Annotated in this window: 16 protein-coding genes, 1 pseudogene and 1 riboswitch; of the genes and pseudogenes, 11 read left to right on the forward strand and 6 right to left on the reverse strand. The window is 66.1% G+C overall.

The window, feature by feature from the left end; genetic code table 11:
• Positions 1–108: pseudogene (locus VNQ78_RS09020) on the forward strand (IS5/IS1182 family transposase); the annotation flags it as partial.
• Between the two features lie 22 nt (positions 109–130).
• Here VNQ78_RS09020 and VNQ78_RS09025 read toward each other — a convergent pair.
• Both VNQ78_RS09025 and VNQ78_RS09030 read right to left on the reverse strand, forming a co-directional pair.
• On the reverse strand, positions 131–1342 hold the full coding sequence (locus tag VNQ78_RS09025; RefSeq protein WP_325688847.1) for an efflux RND transporter periplasmic adaptor subunit: 1212 nt from the start codon (positions 1340–1342) through the stop codon (positions 131–133).
• 317 nt (positions 1343–1659) lie between these two features.
• Positions 1660–2325, reverse strand: coding sequence for a TetR/AcrR family transcriptional regulator (locus tag VNQ78_RS09030; RefSeq protein ID WP_325688849.1), 666 nt, complete (start codon positions 2323–2325; stop codon positions 1660–1662).
• A 159-nt stretch (positions 2326–2484) separates the two neighbouring features.
• On the opposite strand from VNQ78_RS09030, the gene VNQ78_RS09035 reads away from it, so the two are divergent.
• The 5 genes from VNQ78_RS09035 to VNQ78_RS09055 all read left to right on the forward strand — a co-directional run bounded on the left by VNQ78_RS09035 (position 2485) and on the right by VNQ78_RS09055 (position 8108).
• The gene (locus tag VNQ78_RS09035; RefSeq protein ID WP_325688851.1) at positions 2485–3474 is read left to right on the forward strand and encodes an HlyD family efflux transporter periplasmic adaptor subunit; all 990 of its coding nucleotides are present in this window, start codon (positions 2485–2487) and stop codon (positions 3472–3474) included.
• On the forward strand, positions 3471–5216 hold the full coding sequence (locus VNQ78_RS09040; protein WP_325688853.1) for an ATP-binding cassette domain-containing protein: 1746 nt from the start codon (positions 3471–3473) through the stop codon (positions 5214–5216). Before VNQ78_RS09035 ends, VNQ78_RS09040 begins: the two co-directional genes overlap by 4 nt.
• Positions 5213–6337 carry an ABC transporter permease gene (locus VNQ78_RS09045; RefSeq protein WP_325688855.1) on the forward strand — a complete coding sequence of 375 codons (1125 nt, stop codon included), beginning with the start codon at positions 5213–5215 and terminating at the stop codon, positions 6335–6337. The genes VNQ78_RS09040 and VNQ78_RS09045 overlap by 4 nt, the downstream gene beginning before the upstream one ends.
• Positions 6338–6341: 4 nt before the next feature.
• Positions 6342–7454 carry an ABC transporter permease gene (locus VNQ78_RS09050; protein ID WP_325688857.1) on the forward strand — a complete coding sequence of 371 codons (1113 nt, stop codon included), beginning with the start codon at positions 6342–6344 and terminating at the stop codon, positions 7452–7454.
• Between the two features lie 75 nt (positions 7455–7529).
• A complete protein-coding gene (locus VNQ78_RS09055) occupies positions 7530–8108 on the forward strand; it encodes a DUF1697 domain-containing protein (RefSeq protein ID WP_325688859.1) in 579 nt (192 codons plus the stop codon).
• Between the two features lie 42 nt (positions 8109–8150).
• On the opposite strand, the gene VNQ78_RS09060 is transcribed toward VNQ78_RS09055, so the two are convergent.
• From VNQ78_RS09060 to VNQ78_RS09075, 4 genes are read right to left on the reverse strand one after another with little or no spacing between them, the layout of a single operon-like run.
• Entirely contained in the window at positions 8151–8576 is a 426-nt protein-coding gene (locus VNQ78_RS09060; RefSeq protein WP_325688861.1) for a pseudoazurin, read from the reverse strand.
• Positions 8573–9346 carry an ABC transporter ATP-binding protein gene (locus tag VNQ78_RS09065; RefSeq protein ID WP_325688863.1) on the reverse strand — a complete coding sequence of 258 codons (774 nt, stop codon included), beginning with the start codon at positions 9344–9346 and terminating at the stop codon, positions 8573–8575. The genes VNQ78_RS09060 and VNQ78_RS09065 overlap by 4 nt, the downstream gene beginning before the upstream one ends.
• Positions 9343–10389, reverse strand: coding sequence for an iron ABC transporter permease (locus tag VNQ78_RS09070; protein ID WP_325688865.1), 1047 nt, complete (start codon positions 10387–10389; stop codon positions 9343–9345). The genes VNQ78_RS09065 and VNQ78_RS09070 overlap by 4 nt, the downstream gene beginning before the upstream one ends.
• Positions 10386–11396 (reverse strand): ABC transporter substrate-binding protein, encoded by a 1011-nt coding sequence (locus VNQ78_RS09075; RefSeq protein ID WP_325688867.1) that lies wholly within the window; start codon positions 11394–11396, stop codon positions 10386–10388. Before VNQ78_RS09075 ends, VNQ78_RS09070 begins: the two co-directional genes overlap by 4 nt.
• 151 nt (positions 11397–11547) lie before the next feature.
• A riboswitch (cobalamin riboswitch) is annotated at positions 11548–11746 on the reverse strand.
• Between the two features lie 199 nt (positions 11747–11945).
• Between VNQ78_RS09075 and VNQ78_RS09080 the strand changes: the two genes are divergently transcribed.
• The 5 genes from VNQ78_RS09080 (at position 11946) to VNQ78_RS09100 (ending at position 17833) form a co-directional block, all read left to right on the forward strand.
• Positions 11946–12461 carry an RNA polymerase sigma factor gene (locus VNQ78_RS09080; RefSeq protein ID WP_325688869.1) on the forward strand — a complete coding sequence of 172 codons (516 nt, stop codon included), beginning with the start codon at positions 11946–11948 and terminating at the stop codon, positions 12459–12461.
• The gene (locus VNQ78_RS09085) at positions 12461–13384 is read left to right on the forward strand and encodes a FecR family protein (RefSeq protein WP_325688871.1); all 924 of its coding nucleotides are present in this window, start codon (positions 12461–12463) and stop codon (positions 13382–13384) included. Before VNQ78_RS09080 ends, VNQ78_RS09085 begins: the two co-directional genes overlap by 1 nt.
• 111 nt (positions 13385–13495) lie before the next feature.
• Positions 13496–15949, forward strand: coding sequence for a TonB-dependent siderophore receptor (locus VNQ78_RS09090; RefSeq protein ID WP_325688873.1), 2454 nt, complete (start codon positions 13496–13498; stop codon positions 15947–15949).
• Between the two features lie 49 nt (positions 15950–15998).
• Entirely contained in the window at positions 15999–17144 is a 1146-nt protein-coding gene (locus VNQ78_RS09095; RefSeq protein WP_325688875.1) for a YncE family protein, read from the forward strand.
• A gap of 152 nt (positions 17145–17296) precedes the next feature.
• A complete protein-coding gene (locus VNQ78_RS09100) occupies positions 17297–17833 on the forward strand; it encodes a hypothetical protein (protein WP_325688877.1) in 537 nt (178 codons plus the stop codon).
• The last annotated feature ends 81 nt before the right edge of the window (positions 17834–17914 follow it).

Here is a 17914-nt window from a genome sequence, read left to right on the forward strand (position 1 = left end):
ATGTTCGGCCGCCTGAAGGATTGGCGGCGCGTCGCGACCCGATACGACCGGTGCCCGGAAACCTTCTTCTCTGCGATCTTGCTAGCCGCAACCGTCTTGTTCTGGCTCCGAAACTCAATGAGTCTGGACCCTAGCCTCCCATCGGGGGCGGGCCCATCATCGACGGGCCGGAGCTGGCAGCGGTCTGCGCGGTCGCGCTCGCCTCGCCGGTGATGACCCGGTCGCCTTCGGAAAGGCCGCCCACCACCTCGGCCATGACCTTGTCGTTCAGCCCGATGCTGACATTGCGGGTCTCGACCTGCCCGGCGGAGGTCAGCACGCGGACCGGGTAAAGCCCTTCGGCACCGGCGGTTCCCAGCGCGGCCGAGGGGATGGTCAGCGCGTCTCGCGCCTCGCCCAGAATGATGCTGACCTGCGCGGTCATATAGGTGCGCAGCCTGCCATCGGCATTGTCGACCGGGATCAGGCCGATGTAATAGACCGCCTCGCTGCTGCTGTCAGAGGTGCTGTCGGCGTCGATGGCGCTGTCGTTGACGATGCTTTCGGGGGCCGGGGCGATCTCCTCCAGCGTGGATGCGTAGCTCCTCGCGCTGTCGCCCAGCAGGCTGAAGCGCACCTTCTGGCCCGGCGCGACGCGGGCAATATCGGCCTCGGAGATCTGGGCATGGACGCTCATCCGGTCAAGCTGGCCAAGGACGACGATGGTGGGCGAGGATTGCACCGCGTTCACCGTCTGCCCGGCCTGATTGACGATGGCCAGCACGGTGCCGTCGCTGGGCGCGGTGATCCGGGTATAGTCCAGATTGGCCTCGGCCGTTTCGATCGCGACCTCGGCGCTGGCGATCTGCGCGTCGAGCGCGGCGATCTGGGCCACGGCGACGGCCACGTCCTGCTCGGCCGTGTCATAATCGGTCCGGGCGGCGGCATTGGTCTTCAAAAGCTTTTCCTGCCGGGCGAGGGTCTTTTGCGCCAGTTCCAGCACCGCCTGCCGCTCGGCCTTCTGGGCCTGATAGTTGGCCAGCGTCGCCTTGGCCGTGCGCAGGGCGTTTTCCTGCGTGACCGAGTCGATCTCGGCGATCAGGTCGCCCTGCTTCACCTGCTGGCCCAGCGTGACCGCAAGCGAGGTGATCCGCCCCGAGACCTGCGCGCCCACCGCGACAAGCTGCTGGGGCTTCAACTGCCCCTCGGCCATCACCGTGACCTCGACATCACCGCGGGTGACGGAGGCGGTCTGATAGCCTGGCGTCGCGGCATGGCCGGGCAGAAGCCCGGCGCCGCGCAGCGCGAAGGCCCCCAGCAGCAGGGCCAGAACGACCAGCAGAATGGTCGCGGTTCTCGGCATCGGTCCCTTCCTTCGTCCTTGGCGGCCGGCATGGGGTCGCCGCGCCATTTCGCGCCTTGAGATAAGGGGAAGCCGTTTCCTGCCTAGGTCCGGGGCGTGACGAAGTGTTTCACTGCCGGGCGAATTTGTAAGGATTTGTTGCCGGACCGGGATGGGCAACAAATCCTTACAAAGCTGGACGGGCAGCGGGTGCGTCCGCCTTGGCGGTGAAACCGATTGGACCGACACCGGCACTGGTGCTTCAATATCACCCGGCCGCGCAATTCAGGGAGGTATCGCCACGCTCCGCGCCGCCTTTGCCGTGCTGGCCATCGCCATCAACTCCGGGCGTGAAAGCCGGCCCGGATCGCGGCCAACCCGCCCATCGCATAGCGAAACAGATGCTCGACCAGTTCATCCTGCGAGGTGGCGCGCATCTGATCCGCGATCGGCGTCCCGCTCCGTCCCAGCAGCATGAAGGCCACGCAGGGGGCGGCGATGCAGGGCAGACAGCGCAGCAAATCTGGGTTCTGCTGCGGGATCCTGGTGATCTCGGCGAGGATCGGCAGAATTGCCTGCAGCTTGGGCAGCACCTCCCGGGATTGCAGAACCTGAAGATGTGGGCTTGGCGCGACGATCTCGCGCCCCAGCACGATCATCGGCCATTCCGCCGGGTTGGCGCGCCCACCCAGAAGAAAGCGGATCAATTCCTTCAGCTTTTCCTCGGCGGGCGCGTCGCCTGCGGCGATCTGTTCGATATCCTGCAGATCGGCAATCCGGCGATGCGCCTCGATCAGGACCGCCTGATAGAGCCCGGCACGATCGCGGAAATGGTAGTTGATCGAGGCGAGATCGACCTCGGCCTCGGCTGCGATGTCCTTGTTCGTCGTATCGGCAAAACCTGAGGCCGCGAAACGCTCGCCCGCGACGGCCAGGATGCGCGCGCGCGTCGCCTCGCCATCGCTGCGCCCGGCGCGACGTCTCGTGGTTTGGGTCTTGGTCATCTTGGCCGGGTCCTGATTGGAAAAAGAATTTTCATGCGGTGCGAAGCTTTCAGGGCAGGTCCGCGTGACGCAAGGCGAGGCAAACTTTAATCTGGATTTACATTAAAAGCAATTTAGACTAAGCATCTTCCTGTAGCCCTGGTTCGCAGGATCACGCTCATGCAGAAGATTTTGCCGATCATCCTTGGCGTTGCCCTCGCTGCTGGCGCCTTGTTCTGGTGGCAAAGCCGCGGGGCGGATGCGTCCGGCGACCTTGCGCTTTACGGCAATGTCGATATCCGGCAGGTCGCGCTGGCCTTCGATGGCAGCGGCAGAATCACCGAACTGGCGGTCGAGGAGGGCGATCCGGTCAAGGCCGGTGATGTGATCGGCCGCCTCGATACGCGCTCTCTCGAACTGCAGGCCAAGGCGCAGGAAGCGGTCGTCGAGGCCCAGCGGCAGGCGCTTCTGGAACTGCAGGCCGGATCGCGCCCCGAGGAGATCGCCCAGGCGCGGGCCAAGGTCGCCTCGACGAAAGCGACGGCGGAACTTGCCACCCTGCAACGTGATCGCGCGGCGCGGCTGGTGACGTCGCGCACGGCGAGCCAGCAGGATCTGGACCGCGCGGAAGCCGAAGCCAAGGCCGCGAACGCCCAGGTCGATCAGGATGTCGCGGCGCTGGACCTGATCCTTGCCGGGGCGCGACCCGAGGCCATTGCCTCGGCTCAGGCGCAGCTGCAATCGGCCGAGGCGCAGCTGGAACTCTTGCGGCACGAGATCAGCCTTGGCGAATTGCGCGCGCCGGCAAATGCCGTCATCCGCTCGCGCCTGCGCGAACCGGGCGACATGGCGACGGCGCAATCGCCGGTCTATGCGCTGGCGCTGACTGACCCGAAATGGATCCGCGTCTATGTCCGCGAGGGGGATCTGGGCCGCATCCGCCCGGGGATGGCCGCGCAGGTCCAGACCGACAGTTTTCCGGGCCAGCCGGTCGCGGGACAGGTCGGCTATATCTCGTCGGTCGCCGAATTCACCCCCAAGGCCGTGCAGACCGAGGAGCTGCGAACCAGCCTCGTCTATGAGGTCCATGTCACCGTCGCGGACGAGGAGAACAGGCTGCGCCTTGGCCAGCCGGTGACGGTCACTCTGGCCGAAGAGGCGGCAAGGTGACCACCCCGACCGTCGAGGCCGAGGGGCTGTGCAAGGTCTTTCCCGATCCCGACCGGGGCGATGTCACCGCGATCGACAACCTGTCCCTGACCGTGAGGCCGGGCGAACTGACGGCGCTGGTGGGGCCGGATGGCGCGGGCAAGACCACCCTGATGCGCATGTTTGCGGGCCTGTTGCGGCCGGATCAGGGCAGGTTGCAGGTTCTTGGTATCAATGTCGCGCAGGCCCCGCAGCAGGTGCAGGACCGGATCAGCTATATGCCGCAACGCTTTGGTCTTTATGAAGATCTGAGCGTGCAGGAAAACCTTGATCTTTACGCGGATCTGCATGGCGTGCCGCAGGATCAGCGCAAGGAACGCTTCACGCGGATGCTGGCAATGACCGATCTGTCGCGATTTACCGAACGTCCTGCGGGCAAGCTCTCGGGCGGGATGAAACAAAAGCTGGGGCTGGCCTGCACGCTGGTGCGCTCGCCCGATCTGCTGCTGCTCGACGAGCCGAGCGTCGGCGTCGATCCGCTGTCGCGCCGCGATCTGTGGAAGATCGTGCAGGCGCTGGTCGAGGAGGAGGGGCTGAGCGTGATCGTCAGCACCTCCTATATGGACGAGGCCGAGCGTTGCGCGCGGGTCCATGTCATGCATGAGGGCCGGATGCTGGCCGAGGGCACGCCCGCCACGCTGCTGGAACGGGCGCGGGGCCTGACCTTCGTAGCGACCCCGCCGGTGGGCCAGCCCGCGCGCGAGTTGCAGGCCCGGCTGATCGACGCGCCCGATGTCATCATCGACGCGGTTCCGCAGGGCGGTAATGTCCGCTTCATCCGCAGACCCGATGCCGATCCGTCCCGGCTGGCCGAGCTGCTGGAAAATGCGCCAAGCACGGCCCGCCCCGAGGAGTTGGAGGACAGCTTCATGATCCTGCTGCGCGAGCAGGATCACGAAACAACGCCCGTCACGGCGGAAGCCGAGCCGGATCATCCCTCGGCCAACGGCAAGCCGGTCATTCTTGTCCGCGATCTGGTGCGCAAGTTCGGTGATTTCACCGCCGTCGCCAGCACCTCCTTCGAGGTCGGACGAGGCGAGATCTTCGGGCTTCTCGGTCCGAACGGGGCAGGCAAGACGACCACCTTTCGCATGCTCTGCGGGCTTCTGCCCGCGACAAGCGGTCAGCTTGAGGTCGCGGGCCGCAACCTGCGCGTCGCGCGCGCGCAGGCTCGGGCGCGGATCGGCTATGTCTCGCAGAAATTCGCGCTTTACGGCAATCTCTCGGTGCGGCAGAACCTCGCATTCTTTGGCGGGGCCTACGGGCTGGGCGGCAGGCTCCTGCGTGAGCGTATCGCCGATGCTTTGGAACAGTTCGACCTTGACCCGGCGGCGCAAAGCGGGCTTCTGCCCGCGGGCTACAAGCAGCGGCTCGCCATGGCGACGGGATTGCTGCACCGCCCCGAGATTCTGTTTCTGGACGAGCCGACCAGCGGCATCGACCCGCTTGCCCGCCGCGCCTTCTGGCGGCGGATCACCGCGCTTGCCAAGGGCGGCACGACCATCATCATCACCACGCATTTCATGGAAGAGGCCGAATATTGCGACCGCATCGCCATTCAGGATGCGGGCGAGATGCTGGCCATCGGCACCCCGCATCAGGTCCGCGAACTGGCCGGCAAGGCCGGGGCCACGGACATGAACAGCGCCTTCATCGCGATCGTCGAGGACGCGCGGGCGCGGCGTGACAGGCAAGCGGCATGAGCGGCGCGGGAACCCGCCTGCTTGCCCTGACCCGCAAGGAGGTCCGGCAGATGCTGCGCGACCGCAGCAACCTGATCGTGGGCTTCGCGCTGCCGGTCGTGCTGATCCTGCTTTTCGGCTATGGCCTGTCCTTCGACGTGACCGATGCCCGCGTCGCAGTGGTGATGGAGGACAATTCCGCCGCCACCCTGAACGCCGTGGCGGGGCTTGCAGGATCGGATTACCTCAGCCCGATCTGGACCCATTCCATGCCCGAGGCCGAGGCCCTGATCCGCGCCGGGCGGGCCGATGCCATTCTGCGCGTGCCTGCCGAATTCACCCGCGACCTGCTGCATGGTCAGGGAAACCTGCAACTGATCCTGAACGGGGTAGATGCGAATACCGCCCAAGCCATCGAGAGCTATGCCACCGGCGCGATCCAGACCGCGCTTGCCCATATTGCCGACCAGCAGGGCGGTCCGGCCGCCGCATCGGCCAGCGTCACGCTGGTCCAGCGGACATGGTTCAACGAGGCGAATGACAGCACATGGTTCCTCGTCCCTGGCCTGATCGTGCTGGTGATGACGCTGATCGGGGCCTTCCTGACCTCGCTGCTGATCGCCCGCGAATGGGAGCGGGGGACGCTGGAATCCCTTTTCGTCACCCCGGCGCGGCCGATCGAGATGGTGCTCTCGAAACTCGTCCCCTATCTCGTGATCGGGGTCATCGACCTCGCCATGTGCCTGATCGCCGCGAAATTCGTCTTTGGCGTGCCGATGCGCGGCTCGCTTTGGATCATCATCCTGTCCTCGCTGCTTTACCTGCTGGTCTCGCTGGCCCTGGGGCTGGTGATCTCGGGGGTGACGAGGAACCAGTTCGCCGCCAGCCAGCTGGCGCTTCTGGCAAGCTTCATGCCCGCGCTGATGCTCTCGGGTTTCGTTTTCGATCTGCGAAACGTGCCGGTCGTCATTCAGGTCGTCAGCAATGTATTGCCTGCCACGCATTTCATGGGGCTGATCAAGACCCTGTTCATGGCGGGGGATTACTGGCCCCAGATCCTGCGCGCCAACCTGACGCTGGCGGCCTATGCGCTGGTGTTGATCGGGATCGCCACGCGCACGCTCGCCAAGAAACTGGACTGAGACCATGCAGGCCGTGATGCTTTACGTCGCCCAGACCCTCGCCCTGATCCGCAAGGAGCTTCTGGCGCTTCTGAAAGACCCGTCCAGTCGCGCCCTGCTTTTTGCGCCCGCGCTGATGCAGGCGCTGCTCTTCGGCTATGGCGCGACCTATGACCTGACCCATGCCCCCTTCGCCGTGCTGGACCTGAGCCGGGGCGCCGCCTCGACCGAGATCACTGCCCGGATCGAGGGCACCGGCGTCTTCGAGCGAGTCGCAACGCTGGAGAGTCCGGCCCAGATCCCGCAGCAGATCGACAGCGGCAAGGCGCTGCTGGTCGTGACCTTCCCCACCGATTTCGAGAGCCGCCTTTCGGTCGGGACCGAAGCCGCGATGCAGGTGATCCTTGACGGGCGCAACTCGGCGACCTCGGGCGCGGCGGCGGGGCAGGTCGCCGCGATCGTTGCCGCCTACAACCAGTCCTTAGGGGCGGCTTCGCCCGTCACCATCACCCGTCGCGCCTGGTTCAACCCGAATTTCGAGTCGCGCTGGAACCTGATGCCGGCGATGATCGCCTCGCTCAGCATGTTGCAGACGCTGATGATCGCGGCGCTCTCGGTCGCGCGCGAGCGCGAGCAGGGGACGTTCGACCAGTTGCTGGTCACGCCGCTGACCCCTTCGCAGATCCTGATCGGCAAGGCCCTGCCCGCGATTTTCGTCGGGCTGGTGCAGTCGACGATCATCTTCCTGATCATCCTTCTCTGGTTCCAGATCCCGATGGCGGGTTCGGTCTGGCTACTTTACGTCGGCCTTCTGGTCTTTACCACCGCGGCGGTCGGCATCGGGCTTTCGATTTCCGCCGTGTCGCTGACCATGCAGCAGGCCATGCTTTACACCTTCATGCTGGTCATGCCGCTGATGTTGTTATCGGGCCTGCTGACCCCGATCAGGAACATGCCGCATGTCCTGCAGCTTGCCACCTATGTGAACCCGCTGCGCTTCGGCATCGACATCGTGCGCCGGGTCTATCTGGAAGGCGCGACATTCGCCGATGTCGCTCCGAGCTTCCTGCCGCTGCTTGTCGTGGCGGCGGTGACCCTGCCGCTGGCGGCCTGGTTGTTTCGACACAGATTGAGTTAATCTCGGGATACCCAGATGAACGGCCCCAGCGGGACAGCGCGGGCCCAGTCCTCCAGTCGCTACAGGAAAAGCACCGTGACACACTTTTCGCGAGTGGTGGCTTCGGTGGGCGGTCAAAGCGAGTATGATATTCACATGCAAACGTTCATAGCCCTTCTGCGCGCGGTCAATGTTGGGGGAACCGGCAAACTGCCGATGGCCGAGCTGCGCTCCATGGCTGAAGCAGCAGGCTTCACCGACGTTCGCACCTATATTCAGTCTGGGAATCTGGTGTTCTCGTCATCCGACGAATTGCCTGTCGTAAGGCAGGCGCTCGAAAAGCGGCTCGAGGACTATGCGGGCAAGCCGGTCGGCGTCCTTTTGCGCACTGCAAAGGAGATGCGGAACGTTCTTGAGGCCAACCCGTTTCGGGGTGCGGAGCCGAGCAAGGTAGGCGTTCTGTTCCTCGACGCATCGCCGCCAGCTGACACCGTCAGGACTGCCAAGGGCCAGGTCGAGGAAGAGATCGCACTCGGCCAGCGGGAAGTCTTCATCCACTATCCGTCGGGAATGGGGCGAACGAAACTGCGGTTGCCGGCGCTGTCGGCAATGCCTGGAGGCACGACGCGCAATATCAACACGGTTGCGAAACTCGTAGAGATGGCCGGATCATAGGCATTCCCCGAAGCCGCCGTTCGTGGAGGCGTCCTTTCATAATTATTCCTCCGGTTCTTCGCGTTCGGCAACGATCCTGCCTAATCGTTCGACGGCTCGCTTGGGCAGGCCCTCGGGCAGCACCACCCCAGTCTTGTCGCCGACCTCGATCGGCATGACCATGCCCATCGCGTAATGCGGCGAGCATTTGATGCCATAGGCGCCGGGCGCGGTCAGCGTGACCTCGAACATATCATTGATCTTCGAGCGGAAGGGCGCGGCCCCGGTGGGGACCATGCCCTCGATCGTCGCGGCGTTATGGCCGGGCTGGGTCGGCAGGAAGCGGACGGTGTCGCCGGGCGCGATGTTCAGATAGGCCGGCTCATAGACCATCGGCCCGCTCTCGCCGCGGTTCAGCATCCGCACCTCATGGATCTCGGCCAGGGTGGGGCCGGCCAGCAGCATCAGTGGCAAAACCAGAAATTTCATCGGGTATTCTCCAGAGCACGAAAGCGCAGGAGGCGGCCGCCGTCCTGCGGGTCGATGAGGGGGGTGGCGCCGACGCGAAAGACCCCGCGCAGCAATTCCCCGGTCAGGATCTCGGCCGGCGGGCCGCAGGCGACCATGCGGCCACCGGACATGACGCCCAGCCGGTCGCAGCCCATGGCCTGATTGAGGTCGTGAAGCGCGATCACCACGGTCAGCGGCAGCGCCCCGACCAGACGAAGCAGCGCAAGCTGGTGATGGATGTCCAGATGGTTCGTCGGCTCGTCCAACAGCAGGACGCGCGGCCGCTGGGCAAGCGCGCGGGCGATTTGCAGCCTTTGCCGCTCGCCCCCCGAGAGAGTGGCCCATTGCCGCGCGGCCATCGCCTCCATCCCGACGGCGCGAAGCGCATCCGCAACGATGGCGGCGTCCGAGGGGCCAAAGGGCGAGAGCGCGGTCAACCAAGGCGTGCGGCCAAGTTCGACCACCTGCCGCGCGGTCAGGGCCTCGGCGGTTTCGGCCTGCTGCTCGACCAAGGCAAGGCGGCGGGCGATCTCGCGCCGGGGCAGGTGGCGGAGGCCTTGGCCATCCAGCGCGACCTCGCCCCCGGCGCGCCGCTCCAGCCCCGCAAGCAGCCGCAGCAGCGTCGATTTGCCCGAGCCGTTCGGCCCGATCAGGCCGAAGGTCTCGCCCGGGGCGATCTCCAGATCGACGCCCGCGACAATGGCGCGGCCCTGCGCCCGCAGCGAGAGACTGGTGGCGGTGATCCTCATGCGCGGGCCCGGTTTCGGATCAGGATCAGCGCGAAGGCGGGCGCGCCGACCAGCGCGGTGACGACGCCGATCGGCACCACCTGACCGGGGATCAGCACGCGTGAGACCACATCCGCCGCGATCATGAAGACCGCGCCCGCCAGCGCCGAGGCCGGGACCAGCGCGCCATGCCGCGCGCCCACCAGAAAGCGCATGGCATGGGGCACGACCAGCCCGACAAAGCCGATGGCGCCGACAAGGCTGACCATCACCGCGGTCATCAGCGTGACCGCGCCCAGCAGGACCACCATCACCCGGCGCACCGCGATCCCCAGCGAGGCCGCGGCGCTGGCCCCGAAGCTGAAGGCATCGAGGGCGCGGATATGGAGGATGCAGGCCAGAAGCCCCGCCACCACGACCGGGACGGCAAGCCCCACATCCGGCCAGCGCACGCCCGAGAGATTGCCGAGCAGCCAGAACATGATCCCGCGCGCCTGTTCGGCATTGGCGGATCGGGCGATGAAGAAGCTGGTGAGCGCGTTGAACAACTGCGAACCCGCGATCCCGGCAAGGACGAGCTGCGCCGAGCCTCCGCCCGCCGCGCGCGCCAGGGCCGCCACGATCCCGAATGCCACCGCCGCGCCCGCGAAGGCCCCGGCCGAGATGCCGATGGCCCCCGCGCCGACGCCCATGATCGTGACCGCGACCGCCCCGGTCGAGGCCCCGGCCGAAACCCCGAGCAGATAGGGGTCGGCCAAGGCGTTCCGCACCAATGTCTGCAGCACCAGCCCGGACAGCGCCAGCCCCGCGCCTGTGGCCGCCGCGACCAGCGTGCGCGGCAGGCGGTAGTTCCAGATGATGCCCGCGTCGATCGGATCGGCGTTCAGCGCCGCGCCCCCGATCTTGTGGGCTAGCACATGGCCGACCTGCGCGACTGGCAGCGGCGTCTCGCCCAGAGTGACGCCGGCCAGCACCGCGAAGGCCAGCACAGCCACCCCCAGCCCGAGGCGCAGGACCAGCCGCGCGCGCCAGCCGGTGGTGCCGGGGATGGCTGCCTCGGTCATTTCACGCCGAGCTTCGGCAGCGCCTCGGCCAGCGTCTCCAGCGCGTCGATATTGCGGATCGAGGGGTCCATCGCATGTGCGTCGAGGACGATGAAACGGTCGTTCCTGACTGCCTCCATCTGGCTCGTGACCGGATCGGATTTGAGGAAGGCGATCTTCTTCTCGTAATCGTCGGCCTCGAAGCGGCGACGGTCCATCTTCGCGAGGGCGATGACCGAAGGATTGGCGCGGGCGATGGTTTCCCAGCTGACGACCGGCCATTCCTCGTCGCTTTCGATGATGTTCCTCAGCCTCAGCGCGTCCATCATATAGGCGGGCGGTCCCTTGCGGCCGGCGACATAGGGGTCGATGTCCATCTCGGCCGAGGAGAACCAGAACACGACCGTCGCGTCCTTCAGGTCCAGCGCCCGGGCCTTGCCGATCGCGGCGGCCTCGCGGGCCTTCAGCCCGGCGACCAGCGCCTCGCCCCTGTCCGCGACATCGAAGATCCGGCCCAGCTCGTCGATCCCCTGATAGATGCTCTCCATCGCATAGATGTCCGAGCGGGTGCCGTCGGAGCCTTTGGTGTTGTCCTTGCCGGTGCAATCCGAAGGCAGCACATAGGTCGGGATGTCGAGGTCCGCGAACTGCTCGCGCGTGGCGACGATGCCCTGCGGGCCGACATGCCATTCATATTGCACGGTCACGAGGCCCGGACGTTTGGCGACGACGCTCTCGAAGCTCGGGTCATTATCGGCCAGCCGCTCGATCCCGGCATTCATCTCCCTGAACTCGGGCAGGACTTCGGTGAACCAGACCGAGGTGCCCGTCACCTTGTCGGCCAGACCCAGCGCATAGAGAAGCTCGGTCGTGGCCTGGCCGACGGTGACGGCGCTTTCCGGTGCCTTGTCGAAGCTGAGATCGACGCCGCAATTCGACAGCGTCAGCGGCCATGCCGTTTCGGCCGCGGCGGGCAACATGCTGGCACCGGTCAGCAAGAGGCCGGTCAGGGTGGATTTCATGAACATCTCGGTTCTCCGGTCTGGACGCGAGCGGAGGGGACGGGAAATGGCCATAAGAAGATGCCGCCCCGACAAGGGACGTGGCGCGGCAGGATTGGCCTGACGGATGGACAGGCAGGGAACATCTGGCACCTCCCCGGACACCCCGCCCGGATCGTATGGGTTTCATCCGTCGGCAGGTCTCCTGACTGGCGGGTCATCGCGGGATGCGGCCTTCCCATGGCCCGGGGGCCACAGTGGCTTCATCGCATCCTGCTCGCCGCCTACAGTTGCGGGGGCAGTTCCGGTTCGAGGCATCGCTGCCCCGACGGATTCCCTTTCAATTCCTCTCGGAAACCGACGAGAGCGTGTTACCGGCTTTGCGACAGGCAAACAAGATACCGCGATCTCTGCGCAGCTGTCCGCCTTGCGGACATGTGCCAAAACCCGGTCGCTTGCCAGGTTTGCCTTGAAATTCCGCGCGTCTTCGGTAGATCGGGGACATTCTCGGTCAGCCCGGTCGTGCATCCGCGACGCCAGCCGATTTTTGGCGGGTTGCAGCGAAACGGGCGGGACATGGCGGCTGGGCATGAGGTTGGCAGGCTTTTTCATAATCATCGCGCGGATGTCAGCTCCTACCTGATCCGCATGTTGCGCGACCCCGACCTTGCCGATGACCTGACGCAGGAGACGTTCCTCAGGCTTTGCGGCGCGCTCGACGGCGGAAGGCCCGAGAACGGGCGCGCCTTCCTCTGTCGCATTGCCCGCAACATCGCGATCGACCATCTTCGGCTGATCCGGCGGCGCGGCACCGACATGCCCGGAGATCAGGTGCTTCAGGCGATTGCCGATCCCCGCCCGACGCAGGAAAACATCCTGATCGACCGCGAGCGGCTCCGGGTGTTTCTGCGCGCGCTGGCCGACCTGCCCGAGACGACGCGGCGGATCTTCGTCCTCCACCGCGTCGAGGGGTTGAAATATCGCGAGGTGGCGCGGCGAATGGAATTGTCGGAAAGCTCGGTCCAGAAGCATCTGGCGCGCGCGCTCCTCGAGGTGACGCGGTGCCTGCGGGCATATGAGGGCGGCAATTGATGGCGCAGGCGGGCAGGGCGGATGAGGTCGAGGCCGAGGCCGCCGAATGGGTGATCCGGCTGGCTGATGATGCGCCCGAGGCCGCGCGGGCAGAGTTCCGCGACTGGATCGGCCGCGATCCTGCCCATGCCGCGGCTTTCGCCCATGCCGAACGGACATGGCAGGAACTCGGCCTGATCCGCGAAGTTCGCGGCAGGTCGCGTCGCGGCTTGGTCCTGCCGCTGGTCGCGCTGCTGCTGGCGGGGCTGCCGCTTTACCTCGCGCATGACGATCTGCGCATCCGGCTTCAGGCCGACCATGTCGCGCCTTTGGGAGAGAACCTTTCGGTCACGCTTGGGGATGGCAGCCGGATCACCCTTGCCTCGGGCGCGGCGCTGGCGGTCGATTACGATTCCGAAAGCCGGCTTGTGCGTTTGCTGAGGGGCAAGGCCTATTTCGTCCCCGAGCCGGCTGCGACATCGGGCGGGCGCGCCTTCGTGGTCGAGGCCGGGGAGACGCAGACCACGGCGCTCGGGACCGAATTCTCGGTCGATCTGCAACCGGGCGGGACCGAGATCATCGTGGCCCGCCACAGCGTCCGGGTCGAGGATATGGCGGGGCAGGCCGCGCCGGTCGTGGTGGCCGAGGGCACGGGCCTGCGGACGACGGACGGCGCGACCCCGATCCCCGAGGCGCGCAATGTCGATTTCGCCACCGCATGGCGCAGAGGTGATCTGGTCTTTGACAACCGCCCCCTTGCCGAGGTGGTCGAGGAGCTGAACCGCTATCGCCACGGCCGCATCGTCCTGCGCGGTCAGGCCCTTGCCGACCGCCGCGTCAGCGGGGTCTTTCACACGCAGGACATCGCCGGGGTCGAGGCGCGGCTGGCGGCCGAACTGGGCCTGCGCCGCCTGTCGCTGCCGCTGGTCACGGTCCTTTACTGAAAATATCGCCTGTTCCGAAAAAAATGCCCGGCGGCATTACCGGATTTCGCGCCGGATTCGTCCTTTCTCTGAACCCGCCCCGCAGAGGGCTGAAAATTGGAAGAGGGAAAGATGAACATTCGCATCAGCCAACTGGCCCTGATCGCCGCGTTCGGCGGAGCGGGCATCGGTCTTGTGCAGGCGCCCACCGCCATGGCGCAGACGACCGAGCAGGTCCGCGCCTTCGACATCCCGGCGCAAGGCCTGAACGGGGCGCTACTGCGTTTCGCGCGCGAGGCCGGGATCGAGGTGCTTTACGACAGCGCCATGGTGCAGGGCCGGCGCAGCCCGGGCGTCTCGGGCCAGATGACGACCAGCGCCGCATTGTCGCGCCTGCTTGAAGGCTCGGGCCTCGGCTACCGCATCAACTCGCCGCGATCGGTCTCGCTGGTTCTGCCCGAGGCCGAAGCCGTCGAGACCGAAACCGGCGCCGTGGTCCTGAACGAGTTGCGGCTGGACGCGGGCGGCGCGGTGACCGAGGGCACCGGCTCCTATACCACCGGCCTGACCACGGTGGCGACCGGCCTGCCGCTGACGATGCGGGAAACGCCGCAATCGATCAGCGTGACGACCCGGCAGAAGATGGACGACCGCAATATGCGGAGCGTCGGGGAGGTGCTGGAGGACACGACCGGCGTGACCGTCATGCCTATGGATACCGAGCGGCGCAGCGTCTATGCGCGCGGCTTCTCCAGCCCGACCTTCATGGTCGACGGGTTGCCGGTCTGGTATCGCATCCAGTATGGCTCGGGGCCGAGCATCTCGGACACCGCGATCTATGACCGGGTCGAGGTGCTGCGCGGCGCGACCGGCCTGATGGTCGGCGCAGGCGAGCCTTCGGTCGTCGTCAACATGGTGCGCAAGACCCCGACCGCCACGCCGCAGACGCATCTGCGCTTCTCGGCCGGCAGCTGGAACACGCTGCGCACCGATCTGGACATCAGCGGCCCGCTGAACGAGGACGGCTCGGTCCGCGGCCGCTTTGTCGCCGCGCAGGAGGAGGGGGATTCCTGGCTCGACCGCTATGAGCGCCGAAAGACCGTGCTTTACGGCGTGGTCGAGGCCGATGTGGGGGATGCCGGAACCGTCACGCTGGGCTATGACTACCAGCGCAACCGCACCCGCAACCACCAGTTCGGCGGGCTGCCGCTGATCGCCAATGACGGCTCGCAGCTCGACTATGACGTCAGCACCAATGCCGGCGGCGGCGACCTGCCGTTGACCCAGACCGCCGAGACCGCCTTCCTGCGCTATCAGCATGAGTTCGGCACCGGCTGGACCGCGGTGGGCGATCTGTCCTTCTACCGGGCCGAGCGCAAGGGCTATCTCGCCTCGGCCTCGTGGGGTTCGCCCGATCCCGAGGGCTACGGGGTCCAGACCGTCGGCGGCTATGTCGATACCGATACCGAGCAGACGGCGATCTCGCTCACCCTCTCCGGCCCGGTCGAGCTGGCTGGACGCAGCCACGACCTGCGCTTCGGGATCACCGGAAGCTGGGGCGAGGACAACCACAAGTCCTATTCCGCCTATGACGGCAGCGATATCGAATACCGGCCGATCACCGGCTCGATCTTCGACTGGGACGGCTATGTGCCGGACCTGATCCAGCAGGGCGACTATATCAGCTTCGTCAGCAATACCCAGATCGACCAGATCGCGGCCTATGGCTCGGGGCGTTTCAGCCTGACCGACCGGCTGAACTTCATCGGCGGCGCGCGGGTGGTCTGGTATGACTATGACTATACGACCGAGAACCGCGACACCGGCGCGACCACGCATCAGCAGGTCAGCCGCAACGGCGAATGGATCCCCTATGCCGGTCTGACCTATGACCTGAACGACGACTGGTCGGTCTACGCAAGCTATACCCGCGTCTTCAAGCAGGCCAGCTATCGCGACAAGGATAACCGCATCGTCGACCCGACCACCGGCTCGAACTATGAGCTGGGGACGAAGGCGAGCTTTGCCGATGACCGGCTGAACTTCGCGGCGGCGGTCTATCTGGTGGAGCAGGACAACCTGCCGGTCCGCGACCGCAGCGTGACCTATCAGCTGCCCGACGGATCGAACCCCTACAAGTCCATCGACGGGACGCGGGCGAAGGGCTTCGAGATGGAACTGTCGGGAGAGGTGCGCCCGAACATCCAGCTTGCCGCCAGCTACGCCTATACCGACGCCAAGGACGGCGAGGGCGAGCCGATCTCAACCGTCATCCCCAAGCATTCGGTGAAGCTGTCGGGCACCTATGCGCTGGACTCGATGCCGCTTGTGCTTGGCGCGAACCTGCGCTGGCAAAGCGCGATCGAGAACACCTGGGAATGGCCGGTCACCGGAACCGCGAAGCAGGGCTCCTATGCCGTCGTGGGCGTGATGGGGCGCTATGACTTCCAGAACGGCATGAGCCTCAGCCTGAACATCGACAACCTCTTCGACCGCAAATACCTCGCCTCGATCGACGAGACCTATGCAACCGGCAATTACGGCGCGCCGCGCAATGCCACGCTGAGCCTCGATTACCGCTTCTGATCGGCCGCTGCTCCCGAAAGGGCAGCCCATTCCCCGGAAAGACATTTCCATGAAAAACACCCTTCTTCGCGCCAGCGCCTTCGCCCTGATCTGCCTTGCGCCGCTGCCCGCGCTGGCGGAGATGCCGCTGGTCCCGGCCAGCGCCTTCGCCCAACAGATCATCCGTCAGGATCTGATCCCCGGCGTCTACGAGATCGCGCATGCGCCCGAGCTTGGGCTGGTCTTCGTCGCCTCCTCGCCCTCGCTCTCGGATGGCGCGCTCGGCGCGGTTTACGCGCTGGATGACCGCGACCTGCATATGGTGCGCCGGATCGAACTGCCGGACCGCGCCTTCGCGCTGGCCATGGATCACGCCAGCGGGCGGCTTTATGTCGGGCATACCCTCAGCGGCGCGGTCAGCGTGCTGGACGCCCGCAGCGGCATGCTGCTGGACCGGATCCAGCTTGGCAAGACCGAGGCCGAGGGCAAGTTCGAACATGTCCGCATGGTCGAGGTCGACGAGGCCAGCGGCAAGGTCTATGTCTCCAGCCCCTCGCGCAGCGGCACGGTCTGGATCATCGACAGCCGCAATGCGAACGCTGTCCAGCGCCTCGACAATGTGGGGCTGTGGACCGCCGGGCTGGCGCATGACGCCAAGGCGGGGCGGGTCTATGTCAGCGGCGGCGGCGTCGATGAGATCTCGGTCCTCGACGGGACAAGCGGGGCGCGGGTCGCCTCGATCTCGACCGGAGACACCACCGAGGCCGGGGCCGATGCCTCAAAGCATTTCTTCCTGAACCTGTCTCTCGATCCGGCCGGCCGGCTTTTCGCGACCGATGCCAGCACCGGCAGCCTTTACGCCTTCGACACGGCGACCGGCGAGACGATCGCGAATGTCGAGGTGGGGAAGGGCATTCTCGACACGCTCTTCAATCCCCGGCGAAACGAGGTTTATGTCACATGGCGCGGCGCCGGGCATGGCGAGCAGGAAGGCACCGGCGGCCTGACCGTCCTTGACGCCAGCACGCTGGAGGTGCGCGTCCGCATCGACCTGCCGGTGCACCCGAACAGCCTCGAGATCAGCCCCGAGGGCGACGTGCTGTTCCTGACCGTCAAGCAGCCCGTGGACAAGAAGCACGCGAGCTATCGCGAAGGCGCGGTCGATACGGTCATCCGTTTCGACCTGGCGGACGACCGGACGTTCGAGGGGAACTAGCCTGCGCCGCCGCCCGGGCCTATTTCGACTTCGTCTGCAACGATCCGCACCAGTCCGAGGCCCGCTACGCCTGCAAGCATCTGGGTCTGATAGCGCGAGATGCGGGGGCACCCGAGGAGGCCTTCACCCTGTTCCGCCGCGCCTGTTTCCCGATGCAGACCGAGCGCGGGGATGGCGAGGGGTGCCTGCTCTACGGCAATGCGCTGCGCGACAACCGCGCCCGGATCGTGCTCGATGACGGCCCTCCGACGCTGGGACCTCCCGGCTCCGGCTCAGGAACCGGCGTTGAGACAGTGGCGAGCCATGCCTATGCCACGGGTTGCATCAGCCGGTGGGAGGAGTCCTGCACCGCCAACCGCACGGCCATCGACGCCGCTCTCGCGGCTACTGATGCTGCGCCCCTCGTTCCCTGCGCGCTGCGGGGACCGGACGGGGGCGTCGTCGCCGACCGGACCTGCCAGCACATCCGCTTCTTCGAGACCGCGGAGGTGGAGTTCGGCGGGCGCGAGCTCGTAACGGCCGATCTCTACATCTGGCCGGACGGTGACCGGTCTCTGGTGCAGGAACAGGGTGGCCATTGGCGGCTCAACGGCGCCGCGGCGTCATTGCATTTCGAGGAGGATGAAGCGCGGTGTCTGACGCGCGACGACACCGGCAACGCCATTTGCGTGACGGTGCCGTTTCCGTAGGCTTTGGCATCTGGGCGGACGATGCCGTTGAGTTGCCACGGTGCCAAAGGCCATGCGGCATTCATGTTGGAGTGCCGCAGC

It is taken from the genome of Paracoccus sp. (in: a-proteobacteria) (assembly GCF_035556475.1).
In the GTDB taxonomy this organism is placed as follows: Bacteria; Pseudomonadota; Alphaproteobacteria; order Rhodobacterales; family Rhodobacteraceae; genus Paracoccus.